Annotated in this window: 15 protein-coding genes; 11 read left to right on the forward strand and 4 right to left on the reverse strand. The window is 75.4% G+C overall.

All coding sequences use genetic code 11. The features are described 5' to 3' along the window. Positions 1-210 precede the first annotated feature (210 nt). The 7 genes from ACZLMO_RS00740 (at position 211) to ACZLMO_RS00770 (ending at position 5,092) form a co-directional block, all read left to right on the forward strand. On the forward strand, positions 211-1,185 hold the full coding sequence (locus ACZLMO_RS00740; RefSeq protein ID WP_425714372.1) for a CpaE-like family protein: 975 nt from the start codon (positions 211-213) through the stop codon (positions 1,183-1,185). Further along, positions 1,182-2,381: a TadA family conjugal transfer-associated ATPase gene (locus tag ACZLMO_RS00745; RefSeq protein WP_463652605.1), complete on the forward strand. Its 1,200-nt coding sequence runs from the start codon at positions 1,182-1,184 to the stop codon at positions 2,379-2,381. The genes ACZLMO_RS00740 and ACZLMO_RS00745 overlap by 4 nt, the downstream gene beginning before the upstream one ends. A 431-nt stretch (positions 2,382-2,812) precedes the next feature. Next, positions 2,813-3,340, forward strand: coding sequence for a hypothetical protein (locus ACZLMO_RS00750; RefSeq protein ID WP_463652606.1), 528 nt, complete (start codon positions 2,813-2,815; stop codon positions 3,338-3,340). Next, positions 3,337-3,885: a type II secretion system F family protein gene (locus tag ACZLMO_RS00755; protein WP_463652607.1), complete on the forward strand. Its 549-nt coding sequence runs from the start codon at positions 3,337-3,339 to the stop codon at positions 3,883-3,885. The genes ACZLMO_RS00750 and ACZLMO_RS00755 overlap by 4 nt, the downstream gene beginning before the upstream one ends. Positions 3,886-4,038: 153 nt before the next feature. Further along, positions 4,039-4,257, forward strand: a complete 219-nt coding sequence (locus ACZLMO_RS00760; protein ID WP_463652608.1) for a DUF4244 domain-containing protein — start codon at positions 4,039-4,041, stop codon at positions 4,255-4,257. A gap of 104 nt (positions 4,258-4,361) precedes the next feature. Next, complete coding sequence (locus tag ACZLMO_RS00765; protein WP_463652609.1) at positions 4,362-4,700, forward strand: TadE family type IV pilus minor pilin; 339 nt, start codon at positions 4,362-4,364, stop codon at positions 4,698-4,700. Next, positions 4,697-5,092, forward strand: a complete 396-nt coding sequence (locus ACZLMO_RS00770; protein WP_425714378.1) for an Rv3654c family TadE-like protein — start codon at positions 4,697-4,699, stop codon at positions 5,090-5,092. Before ACZLMO_RS00765 ends, ACZLMO_RS00770 begins: the two co-directional genes overlap by 4 nt. A 70-nt stretch (positions 5,093-5,162) precedes the next feature. On the opposite strand, the gene ACZLMO_RS00775 is transcribed toward ACZLMO_RS00770, so the two are convergent. Continuing rightward, positions 5,163-7,754, reverse strand: coding sequence for a DEAD/DEAH box helicase (locus ACZLMO_RS00775; RefSeq protein WP_463652610.1), 2,592 nt, complete (start codon positions 7,752-7,754; stop codon positions 5,163-5,165). A 175-nt stretch (positions 7,755-7,929) separates the two neighbouring features. Between ACZLMO_RS00775 and ACZLMO_RS00780 the strand changes: the two genes are divergently transcribed. Together ACZLMO_RS00780 and ACZLMO_RS00785 are read left to right on the forward strand one after the other, a co-directional pair. Next, positions 7,930-9,798, forward strand: coding sequence for a ribonucleoside triphosphate reductase (locus tag ACZLMO_RS00780; RefSeq protein WP_463652611.1), 1,869 nt, complete (start codon positions 7,930-7,932; stop codon positions 9,796-9,798). Beyond that, complete coding sequence (locus ACZLMO_RS00785; protein WP_463652612.1) at positions 9,795-10,550, forward strand: anaerobic ribonucleoside-triphosphate reductase activating protein; 756 nt, start codon at positions 9,795-9,797, stop codon at positions 10,548-10,550. The genes ACZLMO_RS00780 and ACZLMO_RS00785 overlap by 4 nt, the downstream gene beginning before the upstream one ends. Positions 10,551-10,557: 7 nt before the next feature. Here ACZLMO_RS00785 and ACZLMO_RS00790 read toward each other — a convergent pair whose 3' ends face one another. The 3 genes from ACZLMO_RS00790 to ACZLMO_RS00800 all read right to left on the reverse strand — a co-directional run bounded on the left by ACZLMO_RS00790 (position 10,558) and on the right by ACZLMO_RS00800 (position 12,831). Beyond that, positions 10,558-11,220, reverse strand: coding sequence for a GOLPH3/VPS74 family protein (locus ACZLMO_RS00790; RefSeq protein ID WP_463652738.1), 663 nt, complete (start codon positions 11,218-11,220; stop codon positions 10,558-10,560). Positions 11,221-11,323: 103 nt separating this feature from the next. Continuing rightward, a complete protein-coding gene (locus tag ACZLMO_RS00795; protein ID WP_425714382.1) occupies positions 11,324-12,001 on the reverse strand; it encodes a hypothetical protein in 678 nt (225 codons plus the stop codon). A 59-nt stretch (positions 12,002-12,060) separates the two neighbouring features. After that, entirely contained in the window at positions 12,061-12,831 is a 771-nt protein-coding gene (locus ACZLMO_RS00800) for a TetR/AcrR family transcriptional regulator (protein ID WP_463652613.1), read from the reverse strand. A 93-nt stretch (positions 12,832-12,924) separates the two neighbouring features. Between ACZLMO_RS00800 and ACZLMO_RS00805 the strand changes: the two genes are divergently transcribed. After that, complete coding sequence (locus ACZLMO_RS00805; protein ID WP_463652614.1) at positions 12,925-13,860, forward strand: ATP-binding cassette domain-containing protein; 936 nt, start codon at positions 12,925-12,927, stop codon at positions 13,858-13,860. After that, positions 13,857-14,711 (forward strand): ABC transporter permease, encoded by an 855-nt coding sequence (locus ACZLMO_RS00810; RefSeq protein WP_463652615.1) that lies wholly within the window; start codon positions 13,857-13,859, stop codon positions 14,709-14,711. The genes ACZLMO_RS00805 and ACZLMO_RS00810 overlap by 4 nt, the downstream gene beginning before the upstream one ends. The last annotated feature ends 53 nt before the right edge of the window (positions 14,712-14,764 follow it).

Below are 14,764 nucleotides of genomic sequence, written 5' to 3' on the forward strand. Positions count from 1 at the left end.
GCCGGGAGGGGGCCGTGCTCCCCGCCTCGACGGTTCTCCGGTCGGCGGCGCCGGGGTGGTCGGCGGGCGACCGGCGCACGGGCACGCGGGTCCACAGGGCGTCCTCACGGCGATCTGTCCACAGGTGGGACGCCGGGGGAGCGCGCCGAGCTCGTGCTGCGGCAGCGTCGGTCCGGACGGCGCAGGGTGCGCCGGGGAGTGGGGAGGACCATGGGTGGGACGACGGCGGTCGCGGCCGTGCGAGGAGGGGACCCGGACTCGGCCGGTCGTGCCGCGGTGCGGCGGCTCGCCGACCTCGGCGGCCTGCGGGTGAGCGACGACTGGCGGGGCGCAGCGATCGTCCTGGACGACGTGGGCGCGGGGGAGCTCGTCGTCGTCGCCGGACCCGAGGTGGGTGCCCGCCTCCAGGTGCCCCGGGACGAGGAGCGGCTGCTCGACCTGCTGCTGGGCGCCGTCACGGCGCGTGCCGTCCGGGTCGGCGTGGTCGGTGCGCACGGCGGGGCGGGCGCCACGACGTTCGCCGTCGCGCTGTCCCGCGTGCCCGTGCGGGCCGGGACCCCGACGGTGCTCGTCGACCTCGACCCGGCCGGCGGGGTCGTCGAGCTGCTCACCGGGCTCGAGCGCGACCCCGGCACCCGGTGGGCGGACCTCAGGCGCCAGGAGGGCACCCTGCTGCCCGACCGACTCACCACCTCGCTGCCGGCGTTCGAGCACGTCCGCCTGCTCGGCGGCGACCTGCGCGGCGGGGCCGACGTCGACGAGCCGGTCGTCACCCGCGCCGTGCGAGCGGTCGCCCAGGCCACCGACGTCATGGTCCTCGACCTGCCGCGGACCGTGCTCGCTCGCTCCGACGACGGACGGCACCCCCTGGTCGAGGAGCTCGACCACCTGCTGCTCGTGGCTGGCGCCGGCCTGCGGGGTGGTGGTGCGGCGGCGGCCGTGGCGAGGTCGCTGGCGGCGACGCCGGGCGGGCCCGAGGTGTCCCTCGTCGTGCGCCGTCGGGCCGGCGAGGACGTCCTCGCGACCGACGTCGCGGAGGCCTGCGGGCTGCCGCTGCGCACCGTCGTCAAGCACGTGCGCTCCCTCGAGGCCGGGGTCGAGCACGGGGTGGTGCCGGGCACGCGGCGCGGCCCACTGCGGAGCGCCGCCGAGGAGGCCGCCGGGGCGCTGGGGATCGCCTCGTGAGGGCGCGCCCGACCGCCCGGTCCGGTGCGTCCTGGGTGCGCGCCGAGGTCGCGGCGGGCCGCACCCTCGGCGAGGCCCTCGACGCCGGGACCGCCGGGGCGCTCGGCTCGGGCACCCTCCTGCGGCTCGAGCACGACCTGCGGGCCGAGCTCCTCGGCGCGGGCACGCTGCTCGCCCCGCTGCTCGCCGCCCCCGACGTCACGGACGTCCTCGTCAACGGTCCCACCGGCGTGTGGGCCGACCGTGGCGACGGGCTCGTGCGCGTGCCGGACCCGCGGCGGGTCCTCGGTGACGAGGGCGCGGTGCGGGGACTGGCCACCCGGCTCGCCGCGGCGTGCGGCCGCCGCCTCGACGACGCCGCTCCGGTGGTCGACGGCACCCTGCCCGACGGGACCCGGCTGCACGCCGTCATCCCGCCGCTCGCCGCCGACGGCACGACGATCTCGCTGCGCACCTTCCGGGACACGACCCTCTCGCTCGCGGACCTCGTGGCGCTGCGAGCCGTGCCCGCGCACGCGGCGCCGGTGCTGCGCGCGCTCGTGACCGCGCGGGCCAACGTCGTGCTCTCGGGCGCGACGGGCACGGGCAAGACGACCATGCTCGCCGCGCTCCTCGGCCTCGCCGACCCCGGCGAGAGGATCGTGTGCCTCGAGGACTCGGTCGAGCTGCGGCCCGCCCACCCGCACGTCGTCCACCTCCAGGTACGGCGCCCCAACGTGCAGATGGCCGGCGAGATCACCCTCGCGGACCTCGTCCGGGCCGCCATGCGCATGCGCCCGGACCGCATCGTGCTCGGCGAGTGCCGGGGCGCCGAGATCCGGGACGTCCTCGGCGCCCTCAACACCGGGCACGAGGGCGGGTGGGCGACGGTTCACGCGAACACCGCGCAGGACGTGCCGAGCCGGCTCGTCGCGCTCGCGGCGCTCGCGGGCATGTCCGAGTCGACCCTCGCCGCGCAGGCCGCCTCCGGGATCGACGCGGTCGTCCACCTGCGGCGCACCGACGGACGGCGGCACCTCGCCCAGGTCGGGGTGCTGCACCGGATCGGCGACCGCCTCGAGTGCGTCGAGGCGCTGACCGTCGCGGCGGACGGGCGGGTGAGCGCCGGGCCGGGCGTGGACCGGCTGGCCAGTCGGGTCGGGGATGCGGCCGTGGCTGCTGCGCTCGGGGCCGGCGCGAGAGTGGCGGTCGCATGAGCCCCGGCGCGCTGGGTGCGGGCCTCCTCGTGGCGCTCGCCGTGCTGCTCCTCGCGCCGCCCCCGCGACGGGTGCGCCGGCTCGCCCGGCGTGCGAGCGGTGTGGCCGGGGTGGGCGCTGCTCGGGGTCGTCGCGGGCGCGTGCGACGGGCACGCCTCGACCCCGGACTCCTCGTCTCTGAGGTGGCGATGCGTCTGCGGGCGGGGTCGGACCCCGCCCGGGCCTGGGCGCTCGCGCTCGACCGCTCCGGGATCGCCACGCCGGCGGGTGCGGCTTCCGGGGTGTCGACCGTGGGTGCGTCGGCCGCGTCGAGAGGTGCGCCGACGGTCGGATCGGCGGGAGCGTCGTCGGGTGGGGCGAGGGCTGCATCGTCGGGAGTGTCGTCGGGTGGGGCGAGGGCTGCATCGTCGGGCACACCCGTGCGCGGCGCCGTGCTCGACGACAGCGGCGTGCCGGTCGAGCTCATCTCTCTGGCCGAGCGGCTCGGGGTCGGCCGGCGGGGTGCCCGGCCTGGTGCCGGTCCCGGTGCCGGGGGCGACCCCTCCGGCGGTCGTCCGGGCCTGGGACGGCGCGAGGGGCCGAGGCTCGGCAGCCGGGCGGAGCGGGCCTCCGCCCGAGGGGCGCTCGCCGGCGTGGTGGCGGCCTGCCGCGTCACGCACGCCACCGGTGCGCCGCTCGCCGAGATCCTCGACCGCAGCGCGTCCGGCATCGCCGAGTCCGCCCGCGCCGCCGGCGCCCGCACCGTGGCCCTCGCCGGGCCGCGCGCGACCGGCCGGCTCCTGGGCTGGCTCCCGCTGCTCGGCCTGCTGCTGGGGGCGGCCGTCGGCGCCGACCCGGTCGCGGTCCTCCTCGACGGCGGGATCGGTACCGTCTGCCTCGTCCTCGGCCTGACGTTCCTCGTCGCGGGCTGGTGGTGGGTGCTCCGTGAGGAGCGCCGGGCCGAGACGGCCGACGCATGAACCTCCAGCTGCTCCTCCTCGCGCTGGCCGCCGTCGCACCCTGGCTGCTCACCCGTCCGGCCCCGGAGCCGGAGCCGCCCCACCGCCCGGAGCTGCCCGGTCTCCGCCTCGACCCCGCCGTCCTGCTCGACCTGTGCGCGGCGACGCTCGCGGCCGGGAGCTCGGTCCCCGGCGCCCTGCGTGCCCTCGGGGACTCGGTGGCCGAGATCGGCGACGGCACGGTCGCCGGCTCCCTGTGCACCGCGGGCGAGCTCCTGCTCCTCGGAGCGCCCTGGGAGGAGGCGTGGGCCGACGTCCCGCCGGACGCGCGGGCGCTCGCCGACTGCCTCGAGCCGGCGTGGAACGACGGCGCCGACCCCGGCCCGCTCCTCGACGTGCGGGCGACGAACCTGCGGGCCGACCGGGCGCGCGCCGCCGAGGAGGCCGCCGCGCGCCTCGGCGTCCGTCTCGTCCTCCCGCTCGGCCTGTGCTTCCTGCCGGCGTTCGTCCTGCTCGGCATCCTCCCGGTGGTGCTCGGCGCCGGCCTCGACCTCCTCGGCGGTTGAGCGCTCCGGTCCCCACAGGCTGCCGTGCTGCATTCCTGTGCACAGGCCGAGGCGGGTGCCCGACGGCGGACCGCGCGATCTCGGCAGCCTGGTCCTGCGAGCCCGGCACCGGGTCGGGCGCACACCGGTTGGAACCGGGGAAGGACTGACGACATGCACACGATCACCCAGGCGGCCCACCGCCTCAGCACCACGCTCCGTTCGCGGCACGAGCTCGCGGCGGAGGACCCCGAGGCGGGCATGGCGACCGCCGAGTACGCCATCGGCACCGTGGCGGCGGCGGGCCTGGCCGCCGCCCTCATCGGGATCCTCAACGGCGACGCCGTCCTCTCCATGGTGACGGGGCTCATCACGCGGGCGCTCGGGGTCTGATGTCCACGCGCCCACAGCCGGGGGTCGGGCCCAGTGCCCGGCCCCCGGCCGCGCGCCGGGCTCCCGCCCGTGGGGACCCCCGCCCCGACGACGACGAGCGCGGCATGGTCACCGCCGAGCTCGCCGTCGTCCTGCCCGCCGTCGCCCTCGTCCTCCTGCTCGTCCTCGCCGCCATCGCGACCGGGGCGCAGCACATCCGGGCGACGGACGCGGCTCAGGCCGGTGCCAGGGCGGCCGCCGCGGGCGAGAGCTCCGAGGTCGTCCTCGCCCACGCGCGGCAGCTTGCCCCGGACGACGCGACGATCACGGTCCGGCGGGACGAGGGCCTCGTCGTCGTCGAGGTCGTCGCCGGCTGGCCCGGCCCCCTCGCGGTGACCGGTGGCCAGGTGACGGCGAGCGCGAGCGCCGTCCCGGAGGAGGCGTTGGTCGGGGGCTCGCCGTGACGGGCGGGTCCCGGGAGGCGCGTGGCGAGCGCCGGCCCCGGACGGACCCCGAGCGGGGAGCGGCGACCGTCCTCGTCGCCGGGGTCGTCGCCGCCATGCTCGTGCTCCTCGTCGGCGTGCTCGCCCTCGCCCGCGTCCAGGTCGCGCGCCAGGAGGCCCAGGGCGCAGCGGACCTCGGGTCGCTCGCCGCGGCGGGTGCCGTCCAGCACGGCACGGTGCCCGCCGAGGCGTGCGCGCGGTCCGCCCGGGTGGTCGGGGAGAACGACGCGGTCGCGCTCTCGTGCACGGTCGAGGACGAGGAGGTGGTCGTCTCGGCGACCGTCGTCGTCGACCTCGGCGTGCTCGGGACCTACGACGCCGTGGCCCACGCCCGGGCCGGACCGGTGCGGTGAGTGCCTGGCGTGGGGCACGCCGACGCCCGGGGAGCTGTGCGGCGACCGCGGGCCGTCGGTCGGGACCCGGTCAGATCTCGCCGGCGGGCGGGACGAACGGCTCGGCGTCGGGGTGCTGATCGGCGGCCTCGGACAGGAGGGTGAGCAGCCGGATCGCCCCGGCCTTGTCGAGCGGTGAGTTGCCGTTCCCGCACTTGGGCGACTGCACGCAGCGCGGGCAGCCGGCGACGCAGGGGCACGTCCGCACCGTCTCGAGCGTGGCGCGGACCCACTCGACCGAGGCGTCGAACCCGCGGCGCGCGAACCCGGCGCCGCCGGGGAACCCGTCGTGGACGACGACCGTGGGCCGTCCGGTCTGGTCGTGCGCCTCGGTCGAGAGCCCGCCGATGTCCCACCGGTCGCACGTGGCGAGCAGCGGCAGCATGCCGATCGAGGCGTGCTCGGCCGCGTGCAGCGCCCCGCCGAGGCGGCCCGGATCGATGCCGGCCGCCTCGACCGTGTCCTCGTCGAGCGTCCACCACGTCCCCACGGTCCGGAACGTCCGGGCCTCGAGGTCGAGCTGCTCGACCCCGATCTGCCGCTGGTCCGGGACCCGGTAGCGCACGAACGAGTCGACCCGGCCGGTGATCTCGACCTCGCCGGTGGCCCAGCGCACGCCGCCGCGCTCGACCACGCTCTCCTCGGAGAGGAACCGGACGCTCGAGCTGCTGCGCGCCCGCGTCCGGTAGGGGAGGTGGGCGCCGTCGGTGACCATCGCGACGTCGTCGACCCGCGTCTCGACGAGCAGCACCCGGCCCTGGTGGACGTAGACCGCACCCGGGTGCACGGCGGTGTCGGCGCCCGCCGCGTCGACCGTGCCGAGCACGGTGCCGGTGGCGGACTCGACGATCTGGACCTGCCGCTCGGTGCTGCCGCGCAGCGAGGTGAGGTCCTGCGCGCGCACGCTGTTGGCCACGTCCCAGTACCACCCGGTCGGTCGGCGGCGGAGCAGGCCGAGCGCGTTCGTCAGGTGGTCGAGCAGGGCAAGACCACGCTCGTCGTCGATCCCGAAGAGCGCGAGGTCCGGCTCCGTCAGCGGGAGCTCCGCGGCGGCGGCGCACAGGTGCGGGGCGAGCACGTGGGGATTGGCCGGGTCGAAGACCGTGGCCTCGACCGGCTCCCCGAGGACGGCCTCCGGGTGGTGGACGAGGAAGGAGTCCAGGGGGTCGGCCGAGGCGACGAGGACCGCCACGCCGTCCGCGCCCGCGCGGCCGGCCCGCCCCGCCTGCTGCCACATCGAGGCGCGCGAGCCCGGCCACCCGCACAGCAGGACCGCGTCGAGCCCCGAGACGTCGATGCCGAGCTCGAGCGCGTTGGTCGTGGCCATCGCGAGGACCTCGCCCGAGCGCAGCTGCGCCTCCAGCTCGCGCCGCTCCTCCGGGAGGTACCCGCCCCGGTAGGCGCGGACGGTGTCGGCGAGCGCCGGCGAGACGACCGCCAGGTGCCGGCGGGCTGACTCGGCGAGCGCCTCGGCCCCACGGCGGGAGCGGACGAACGCGAGCGTCCGGGCGCCTGCCGGCACGAGGTCGGCCACGAGCTCGGCGCACTCGGCGAGCGCGGAGCGGCGCTCGACCTCGTCGGCCTGGTCCCGGTCGAGTCCCTCCTCCTCGGCGGCGACGGCGTCGGCGGGCAGCGCCCACGGGTCGTCGTCGGAGCCCCCGCGTGGGGCGTCGTCGACGAGGCCGCCGCCCGCGGTGCCCGTCCTCGCCCGCTGAGCCGCACTCTCGACGTTGTCCACCTGAACCGCACTCTCGGCAGTGGCGGAACCCCAGCGGTCGGCCGGGGCCGGCTGCCACAGCGCGAGGTAGCGGTCGCCGGCGGGGGAGGCGTCGTCGTCGACCACCACCACCTCGTCGGGGGACGTGCCGACGATCCGGGCCGCCGCGACACCGGGCTGCGCGCTCGTCGCGGACAGGCAGACGACCGTCGGGTCCGCGCCGAGGTGCCGGGCCACGCGCAGGAGCCGGCGCACGACGAGCGCGACGTGCGCGCCGAGCACCCCGCGGTAGGCGTGCGCCTCGTCGACGACGACGACGGACAGCCCGCGCAGCATCCGCTCCCAACGGCGGCGCGAGGGCAGCACCGAGTAGTGGACGAAGTCGGGGTTGGTGAGGACGACGTCGGCGTGCTCGCGTGCCCAGTCCCGCTCGGCGTCGGGGGTGTCGCCGTCGCACGTCGCCACGCGCGCCGAGGCCGGTGCGCTCGCGGCGAGGAGGGACTCCAGCGCCGTCGCCTGGTCGTGGGCGAGGGCCTTGGTCGGCGCGAGGTAGAGGGCGGTGGGGCGGCGAGTGTGGCGGGCGATCGACCCGGCGTCGGGCCCGACGGCCGCGAGCGCCCCGGCGCGGACGGCCGAGAGCACGGGGAGCCACACCGCCATCGACTTGCCCGATCCGGTGCCGGTGGCGACGGCGGTGTGCCGCCCCTCGTGGACGGCCTGGGCGGCCGTCACCTGGTGCGTCCATGGTCGTGCGACGCCGAGGCGGCGGTACCCGGCGACGAGGTCGGGATCGGCCCAGTCGGGCCAGTCGGCCGTGCGCGCGGGTCGCGCCGGCAGGTGTTCGAGGTGGACGAGGCGCTCGTCGTCGGCGCCGATGCGGCGCAGGAGGTCGACGAGGGAGGTCACCGGCACATTGTGCGCCGAGGCCGTGAACACCTCGGGACGGACCGGGACCAAGGTCCCGCTCCGTCGTCGAGATTCCACGGGGCGACCGTTATGCACCACTACATCTTGTGTTGCAGAGAGAATTGACCACAAGATCTGGTGGCGTGACCTCTAGCGTGCGGAACTCACCCGGCCGATGGGCCGGACCGTCGGAGGAGGACGCACCGTGAGCGCAGCACCCCTCGTCGACCCCAGGAGCACGATCGAGGAGTACCTCGACCGCGCCGACTGGCGGGTCAACGCCAACGCCAACCAGGGCTACTCGCTCGGTGGCCTCATGCTCAACACCTCGGGGAAGGTCGTCGCCAACTACTGGCTCTCCCACGTCTTCGCGCCGGAGGCCGGGGCCGCCCACCGCGAGGGGGACCTGCACATCCACGACCTCGACATGCTCGCCGGCTACTGCGCCGGCTGGTCGCTGCGCCGGCTGCTCGAGGAGGGGTTCAACGGCGTGCCCGGTGCGATCTCCTCGGCCCCCGCGCGGCACCTCTCGTCGGCGTGCGGCCAGATCGTCAACTTCTTCGGCACCCTCCAGAACGAGTGGGCCGGCGCGCAGGCGTTCTCCTCGTTCGACACCTACCTCGCCCCGTTCGTCCGCCTCGACTCGATGACCGACGACGAGGTCGAGCAGTGCATGCAGGAGCTGATCTTCAACCTCAACGTCCCCTCGCGCTGGGGCACCCAGTCCCCGTTCACCAACCTCACCCTCGACTGGACCTGCCCGGCAGACCTCGTCGACGTCCACCCGGTGATCGGCGGCGAGGTCTGCGACTTCACCTACGGCGACCTGCGGGCGGAGATGGACGTCGTCAACCGTGCCTTCCTCACGGTGATGAGCCGCGGGGACGACGCCGGGCGGGTCTTCACGTTCCCCATCCCCACGTACAACATCACCAAGGACTTCGACTGGGACAGCGACAACGCGCGGCTCCTGTTCGAGATGACGGCGCGGTACGGCCTGCCGTACTTCCAGAACTTCATCAGCTCCGACCTCGACCCCGGGATGATCCGGTCGATGTGTTGCCGGCTCCAGCTCGACCTGCGGGAGCTCCTCAAGCGGGGCAACGGCCTGTTCGGGTCGGCCGAGCTCACCGGGTCCGTCGGTGTCGTCACCGTCAACATGGCCCGCCTCGGCTACCGGTTCGCCGGGGACGAGGGCGCCCTCGTCGCCGAGCTCGACCGGCTCGTCGATCTCGCCGCCGACGTCCTCGAGCAGCGCCGCACCACCGTCCAGGACCTCATCGACCGTGGCCTCTACCCGTACACGCGCCGCTACCTCGGCACGCTCGACAACCACTTCTCCACCATCGGCGTCAACGGCATGAACGAGATGGTCCGCAACTTCTCCGGCGACCGGCTCGACCTCACCGACCCGGAGGGCCACGAGATGACGGCGCGGATCCTCGACCACGTGCGCGCGCGTCTGGTCGACGTGCAGGAGTCGACCGGCCACATGTTCAACCTCGAGGCCACGCCCGCCGAGGGCGCGACCTACCGGTTCGCCAAGGAGGACCGGAAGCGGTTCGCCGGCATCCTCCAGGCCGGCACCGAGCAGCAGCCGTACTACACGAACTCCTCGCAGGTGCCGGTCGCGCACACCGACGACCCCTTCGAGGCTCTCGAGATGCAGGACGAGCTGCAGCAGAAGTACACCGGCGGCACGGTGCTCCACCTCTACATGAACGAGCAGCTGTCCTCCGGGGTGGCCTGCGCCGCCCTCGTGCGCCGCGCGCTCGAGCGGTTCCGGCTCCCGTACCTCACCGTCACGCCGACGTTCTCCCTGTGCCCGGCGCACGGCTACCTCGCGGGCGAGCACCTGTTCTGCGACCGGTGCGCCGCGGAGCGGCCCGACGCCGAACCCGTCCCCTGCGAGGTCTGGACCCGCGTCATGGGCTACTTCCGGCCCGTGTCGAGCTTCAACTTCGGCAAGAAGGGCGAGTACGCCGAGCGGACGATGTTCACCGAGGCGGCTGCCGAGCCGCACCTGGTGGGCGCGGGCGCATGACGACCGGCCGCGCGCCCGTGAGCGCTGACGACCTCGAGCTCGCCGGCCTCGTGCCTCTGAGCGGCGTGGACTGGCCGGACCACCTCGTGGCCACGGTGTTCACCCAGGGGTGCCCGTGGGCGTGCGGCTACTGCCAGAACGTGGAGCTCATCGACCCCCGGATCCCGGGGCAGGTCCCGTGGGAACGGGTGAGGGACCTTCTCGGTCGGCGCCGCGGCCTCCTCGACGGCGTCGTGTTCTCCAGTGGGGAGGCCACGCGGCAGCCGGCCCTGCTGCCGGCGGTGCGCGAGGTGCATGCGGCGGGCCTCGGCGTCGGCCTGCACACCGCCGGCGCGTACCCAGACCGGCTCGCCGCCGTCCTGCCGCACCTGGAGTTCCTCGGGCTCGACGTCAAGGCGATGCCCGAGGACTACCCGGTGGTGGTCGGCCGCGGCGGGTCCGGCCGCCGTGCGTGGCGCAGCCTCGAGCTGGCGCTCGCCGCCCGCCGGGCAAGACCCCTGGAGCTCGAGGTCCGACTGACCGTCCACCCCGGCGGGGCCGGTGCCGACCGGGCGGTCGAGCTCGCGCGCCGGCTCGACTCTCTCGGGGTGCCCGTGCTCGCGCTGCAGGAGGCGCGTGCCCGGGGCGCGACCGAGGAGTTCGGCGCCGCGCTCGGGGGCGCCTCGGCGGTGGTGGGTCCGGGCTGGTTCGACCGGCTCACCGCGGAGGTGCGGTCGGCCTGGCCGGGCGAGCTGCGCGTGCGGCCCGCCTGAGCCGCGCTCAGCTGGAGGTGACGGTGGTGGTGACGATGGCCGCGGTGACCGCGGCGTCGATGGCGCCGACCGCGTCCTTCACGGCCTTGGCGGACAGGTCGCCCTCGGCCATCTCCCGCACGCGGCGGCGGATCTCGCGGTTGCCGAGCCCGTCGACCGGCAGCACATTGTGCGCCATGTCGATCGCCGAGAGGACGGACAGGAGGGCGATGACCCGCTCGTCACCCCTGCCGGTGGCGATGCCGTCGGTGAGCGCCGCACGCATCTGCTGCTCGTGGGTGGCGTCGGCGGTCGGCCAGGTCGTGGACGGGAAGAGGCCGAGCACCCGGCCGCGCTCGCGGCGCAGGATCCCGCGGGTGGCGAGCGACTCGAGCAACGGCTCCTTGGCGGCCCGGCCGAGCCGGGTGACCAGCTCGTTCGTCGAGCGCTCCTTGGCCGCGACCTCGGCGAGCGCCTCGGCGAGGACCTGGTGCCCGGGGGCCGGCGCGTCGGTCGGGCGGACGGTCGACCGCTTGAACATGCCCGACGGGTCCTCGATGACGACCCACCCGCCGAGCGCGAGCTCGGCGAGCAGGGCGCCGCCGAGCGCGGCGTCGAGGGAGGAGTGCGCCGTGAACCGGCCCGAGTCGTCGTCGAGCAGGAGCAGGGTGAGGTCTTCCGCGAGGAGCATCACACCGACACGGTAGCGCCGGTCAGGGTGCGGGCCCCGGACCCGCGCACGTCCTGGTCGGCTCGGCCGGTGGCCACGCCCGCGGTTGCGCCCGTCGTCGGGCTCAGCCGGCGGTGACGGCGCCGCCGGCGACCTCGATCGGGAACGGCTCGGCCGCCCAGCTGATCGGCTGCTCGAACGCCGCGCCGGGGGAGAAGAGATCGCCCTCGACGACGAGCTCGTAGTCGCCGTCCGGCAGCGGCTCGACACCGACCTGGTCGGTCGGTGCGTGGTCCCCGCAGGGCACCGGGACCGCGGTCGTCGTGCTCTCGGCCGGGGCCCCGATCTCGATCGGGTCCGCGAGCTCGGTGAACGTCACGGCCTCCCCCTCGGCGGCCATGACGGCGGACACGGAACCTGATGCCGGGTCGACGAGGACGACGAAGACGTCGCTCGCGAACAGGTCGATCGAGTCGTAGCCCGGGCCGCCGAGCTCGACCTCGATCTCGAGCTGCGCGGACGTCGAGCCGTCGAGGAGCGTCACCGCGACGTGGTCGACGGCCGAGGTGTCCCCCGTGGGCCGGTAGACCTCGTCGATCGGGGTGCCGCAGACCTCGACCGCTCGTTGGGTCCAGGCGACGTCGCTCGGCGCGGCGCTGGACGGTGTGTCCGGCTCCTCCGGTCCGCCCGTGCCCTGCGGCCCGCCGGTGCAGGCGGCCAGGGCGAGCGCCGAGCCCGCGGCGGCGAGGAGTGCGGCGGAGCGTCGGGGACGCTGCGTGGGCAGTGCCGAGTGGGATGCCATGCGGTCATCGTGCCGGAGGGGCGACAGCGCGTGGCACGGCGTGGGAGGGGAGAGGTCCGTCAGCCGGTCCGGCGTGCGACCAACGCCTCGACACCATCGAGCAGGAGGTCGAGGCCGAACACGAAGTCGGAGTCGAGAAGCCATTCCTCACCGCCCGAGAACACCCCGGCCCGCGCGACCGCCGCCACCTCGTCGAGGCCGCGCGTGGACGCGAGCGCCGCGAGGAGCCTGCCGTACGCCTCGACCTCGGCGAGTCCCGCGTCCGCGCGGGCACCGGCGGCCCGACCCATGGCCACGGCGAGGGACGCGTCGGAGAACGCGTAGGCGTTGAGCGTGGTGAGGACGTTGATCTTCTCGCCGCCGTCGAGCGGGGTGCCACGCAGTCCCTGCAGCCCGTGCTCGAGCCACGCGATCGACCTCGGTCCCAGCGGCGGCCCGTTGCGCGGCGTGTCGACGAGCCACGGGCGGGTGATCAGCTGGTCGCGGCTCGCCCGGGTCCAGCCGGCGAGGTAGCGGCGCCAGCCCGAGTCACCGACCTCAGGTGGCTCGTCGAGGACGGCGTCCGCCATCGCCTCGAGCAGCTGGTCCTTGCTGTCCACGTGCCGGTAGAGGGACATCGGGGCCACGCCGAGCCGGCTCGCGACCGCGGCCATCGAGACCGCGTCGAGTCCCGCCTCGTCGGCGATCGCCACGGCGGAGCCGACGACCTGGGCGAAGCTCAGGCGGGCCTTCGGCCCACGGCGGGAGGGCTCGACGAACCCCCACTGCCGGGCGAGGCCCGTTGGCATCGCCGCCAGGACGTCCGCCGCCTCGTCGTCCGTTGCGGACATGTCCCTCCTCACCTCGCGATCACCCTAGACGTCGCCCGCCACCGGCATTAGCGTATGAAGCACACCGTAGGTAATACGCAATAAGGAGCACCTATGTCGGCACCAGCCATCGAGGTCGTGGGCCTCGAGAGATCCTTCGGCGCCGCACGCCTCCTGCAGGGCATCGACCTCACGGTCGAGGAGGGCGGGCTGCTCGCCCTCCTCGGCCCCAACGGCTCGGGAAAGACGACGACCGTGCGGATCCTGTCCACCTTGCTCCCCGCCGACGCGGGCACGGTGCGCGTGGCGGGGTTCGACGTCGTGGACGAGGGGCCGGAGGTGCGCGCCCGGATCGGCCTCACCGCCCAGCAGGCCACGGTCGACCCCCTGCTCACCGGCGAGGAGAACCTCCTGCTGTTCGGCGGGCTCACCGGTCTCGGTCGGAACGGCGCCCGACGGCGTGCCGCCGAGCTCCTCGAGACGTTCGACCTCACGGGCGCCGCACGCCGGCCGGCGGGTACCTACTCCGGAGGCATGCGGCGTCGGCTCGACCTGGCGGCCTCGATGGTCGCCCGTCCGAGCATCCTCTTCCTCGACGAGCCGACCACCGGCCTCGACCCGCGCAGCCGCGCGGACCTGTGGACGGTCGTGCGTGAGCTGAGCGCGAGCGGCACCACCATCCTGCTGACGACCCAGTACCTGGAGGAGGCCGACCAGCTCGCCGACCGGATCGCCGTCATCGACGGCGGGCAGATCGTCGCGGACGACACCCCGGCGGCCCTCAAGCGACAGGTCGGGACCGACCGCCTCGCGCTCACCCTGCCGATCCGCGATGCCGCCCGGGCGGCCGTGCTCCTCGGGCCGGCGGCCGTCGCCGTCGAGGGATCCATCGGCGACCGGGCCGGGATCGAGCTCCCGCTCGCGGACCCCGACCACCTCCGCCGGGCGCTCACCGTCCTGGCGGACGCCGGGCTCCAGGTCGACGACGTCGACCTGCGCCGCCCCACCCTCGACGACGTCTTCCTCACCCTGACAGGAGCCCGCGCATGACCACGCCGACCACTGCCCTCGCCACCGCGTCCCGGACCGACTCCCGGTCGGGACCACCGGACGCGGGATCGGACGGGTCCCGCCGCGGCCACGCGCTCGGGGACCTCGCACTGCTCACCCAGCGTTCGCTGCTTCGCGAGCTCCGCCAGGTCGACGGCATCATCGTCTCGCTCCTTCTGCCGGTGATGATCACGCTCGCATTCGTCTACGTGTTCGGCGGGGCGATCGACCTCGGGGGCTCCGACCTCTCCTACGTGGACTTCGTGGCGCCCGCGATCGTCGTGCTCGCCGCCGGGTACGGCGCGGCGAACACCGCCGTCGGCGTGGCCGAGGACATGACCGGCGGGATCGTCGACCGGTTCCGCACCCTCCCGGTCGCGTCGTGGACGGTGCCGTCCGCCTACGTCGTCGCCTCGGTGGTTCGCAACCTCGTGACGACGGCGGTCGCCCTGCTCACTGCCGTAGCGGTCGGGTTCCGGCCGGCGGCCTCGCCGTCGGACTGGCTGCTGGTGCTCGCTCTGGTGACCGGCTACATCCTCGCGCTGTCGGCGCTCGGGGTCGTCTGGGGGCTCCTCGTGCGCTCGGCGCAGGCCGCCGGCGCGTTCGCGTTCTTCGCCCTCTTCCTGCCGTACGCGTCCGACGCGTTCGTCCCGGCGGAGTCGATGCCCGGGGCGTTGCGCGTCTTCGCCGAGCACCAGCCGATGACTCCGGTGGTCCAGACGCTGCGCGGGCTACTCCTCGACCAGCCGGTGGGCGACGCCGGGTGGCTCGCCGCACTCTGGCTCGCGGGCGCCACGCTCGTCGGCGTCGTCCTGGCGGCGTCCCTCTTCAGGCGCCGGGCGCGCGGCTGACGCTCGCTCGCCCGGCGTCCGCGCGGCTGGCGCTCGCTCGCCCGGCGTCCGCG

The organism is Georgenia sp. G2120 (assembly GCF_055326485.1).

What these genes read in the sequence shown, in the direction of transcription:
- ACZLMO_RS00795 (WP_425714382.1), bottom strand. Translation starts at nt 12,001, where the DNA reads ATGGCATCCCACTCGGCACTGCCCACGCAGCGTCCCCGACGCTCCGCC.
- ACZLMO_RS00755 (WP_463652607.1), top strand. Translation starts at nt 3,337, where the DNA reads ATGAACCTCCAGCTGCTCCTCCTCGCGCTGGCCGCCGTCGCACCCTGG.
- ACZLMO_RS00765 (WP_463652609.1), top strand. Translation starts at nt 4,362, where the DNA reads ATGGTCACCGCCGAGCTCGCCGTCGTCCTGCCCGCCGTCGCCCTCGTC.
- ACZLMO_RS00790 (WP_463652738.1), bottom strand. Translation starts at nt 11,220, where the DNA reads ATGCTCCTCGCGGAAGACCTCACCCTGCTCCTGCTCGACGACGACTCG.
- ACZLMO_RS00810 (WP_463652615.1), top strand. Translation starts at nt 13,857, where the DNA reads ATGACCACGCCGACCACTGCCCTCGCCACCGCGTCCCGGACCGACTCC.
- ACZLMO_RS00760 (WP_463652608.1), top strand. Translation starts at nt 4,039, where the DNA reads ATGCACACGATCACCCAGGCGGCCCACCGCCTCAGCACCACGCTCCGT.
- ACZLMO_RS00800 (WP_463652613.1), bottom strand. Translation starts at nt 12,831, where the DNA reads ATGTCCGCAACGGACGACGAGGCGGCGGACGTCCTGGCGGCGATGCCA.
- ACZLMO_RS00785 (WP_463652612.1), top strand. Translation starts at nt 9,795, where the DNA reads ATGACGACCGGCCGCGCGCCCGTGAGCGCTGACGACCTCGAGCTCGCC.
- ACZLMO_RS00805 (WP_463652614.1), top strand. Translation starts at nt 12,925, where the DNA reads ATGTCGGCACCAGCCATCGAGGTCGTGGGCCTCGAGAGATCCTTCGGC.
- ACZLMO_RS00740 (WP_425714372.1), top strand. Translation starts at nt 211, where the DNA reads ATGGGTGGGACGACGGCGGTCGCGGCCGTGCGAGGAGGGGACCCGGAC.
- ACZLMO_RS00780 (WP_463652611.1), top strand. Translation starts at nt 7,930, where the DNA reads ATGGGCCGGACCGTCGGAGGAGGACGCACCGTGAGCGCAGCACCCCTC.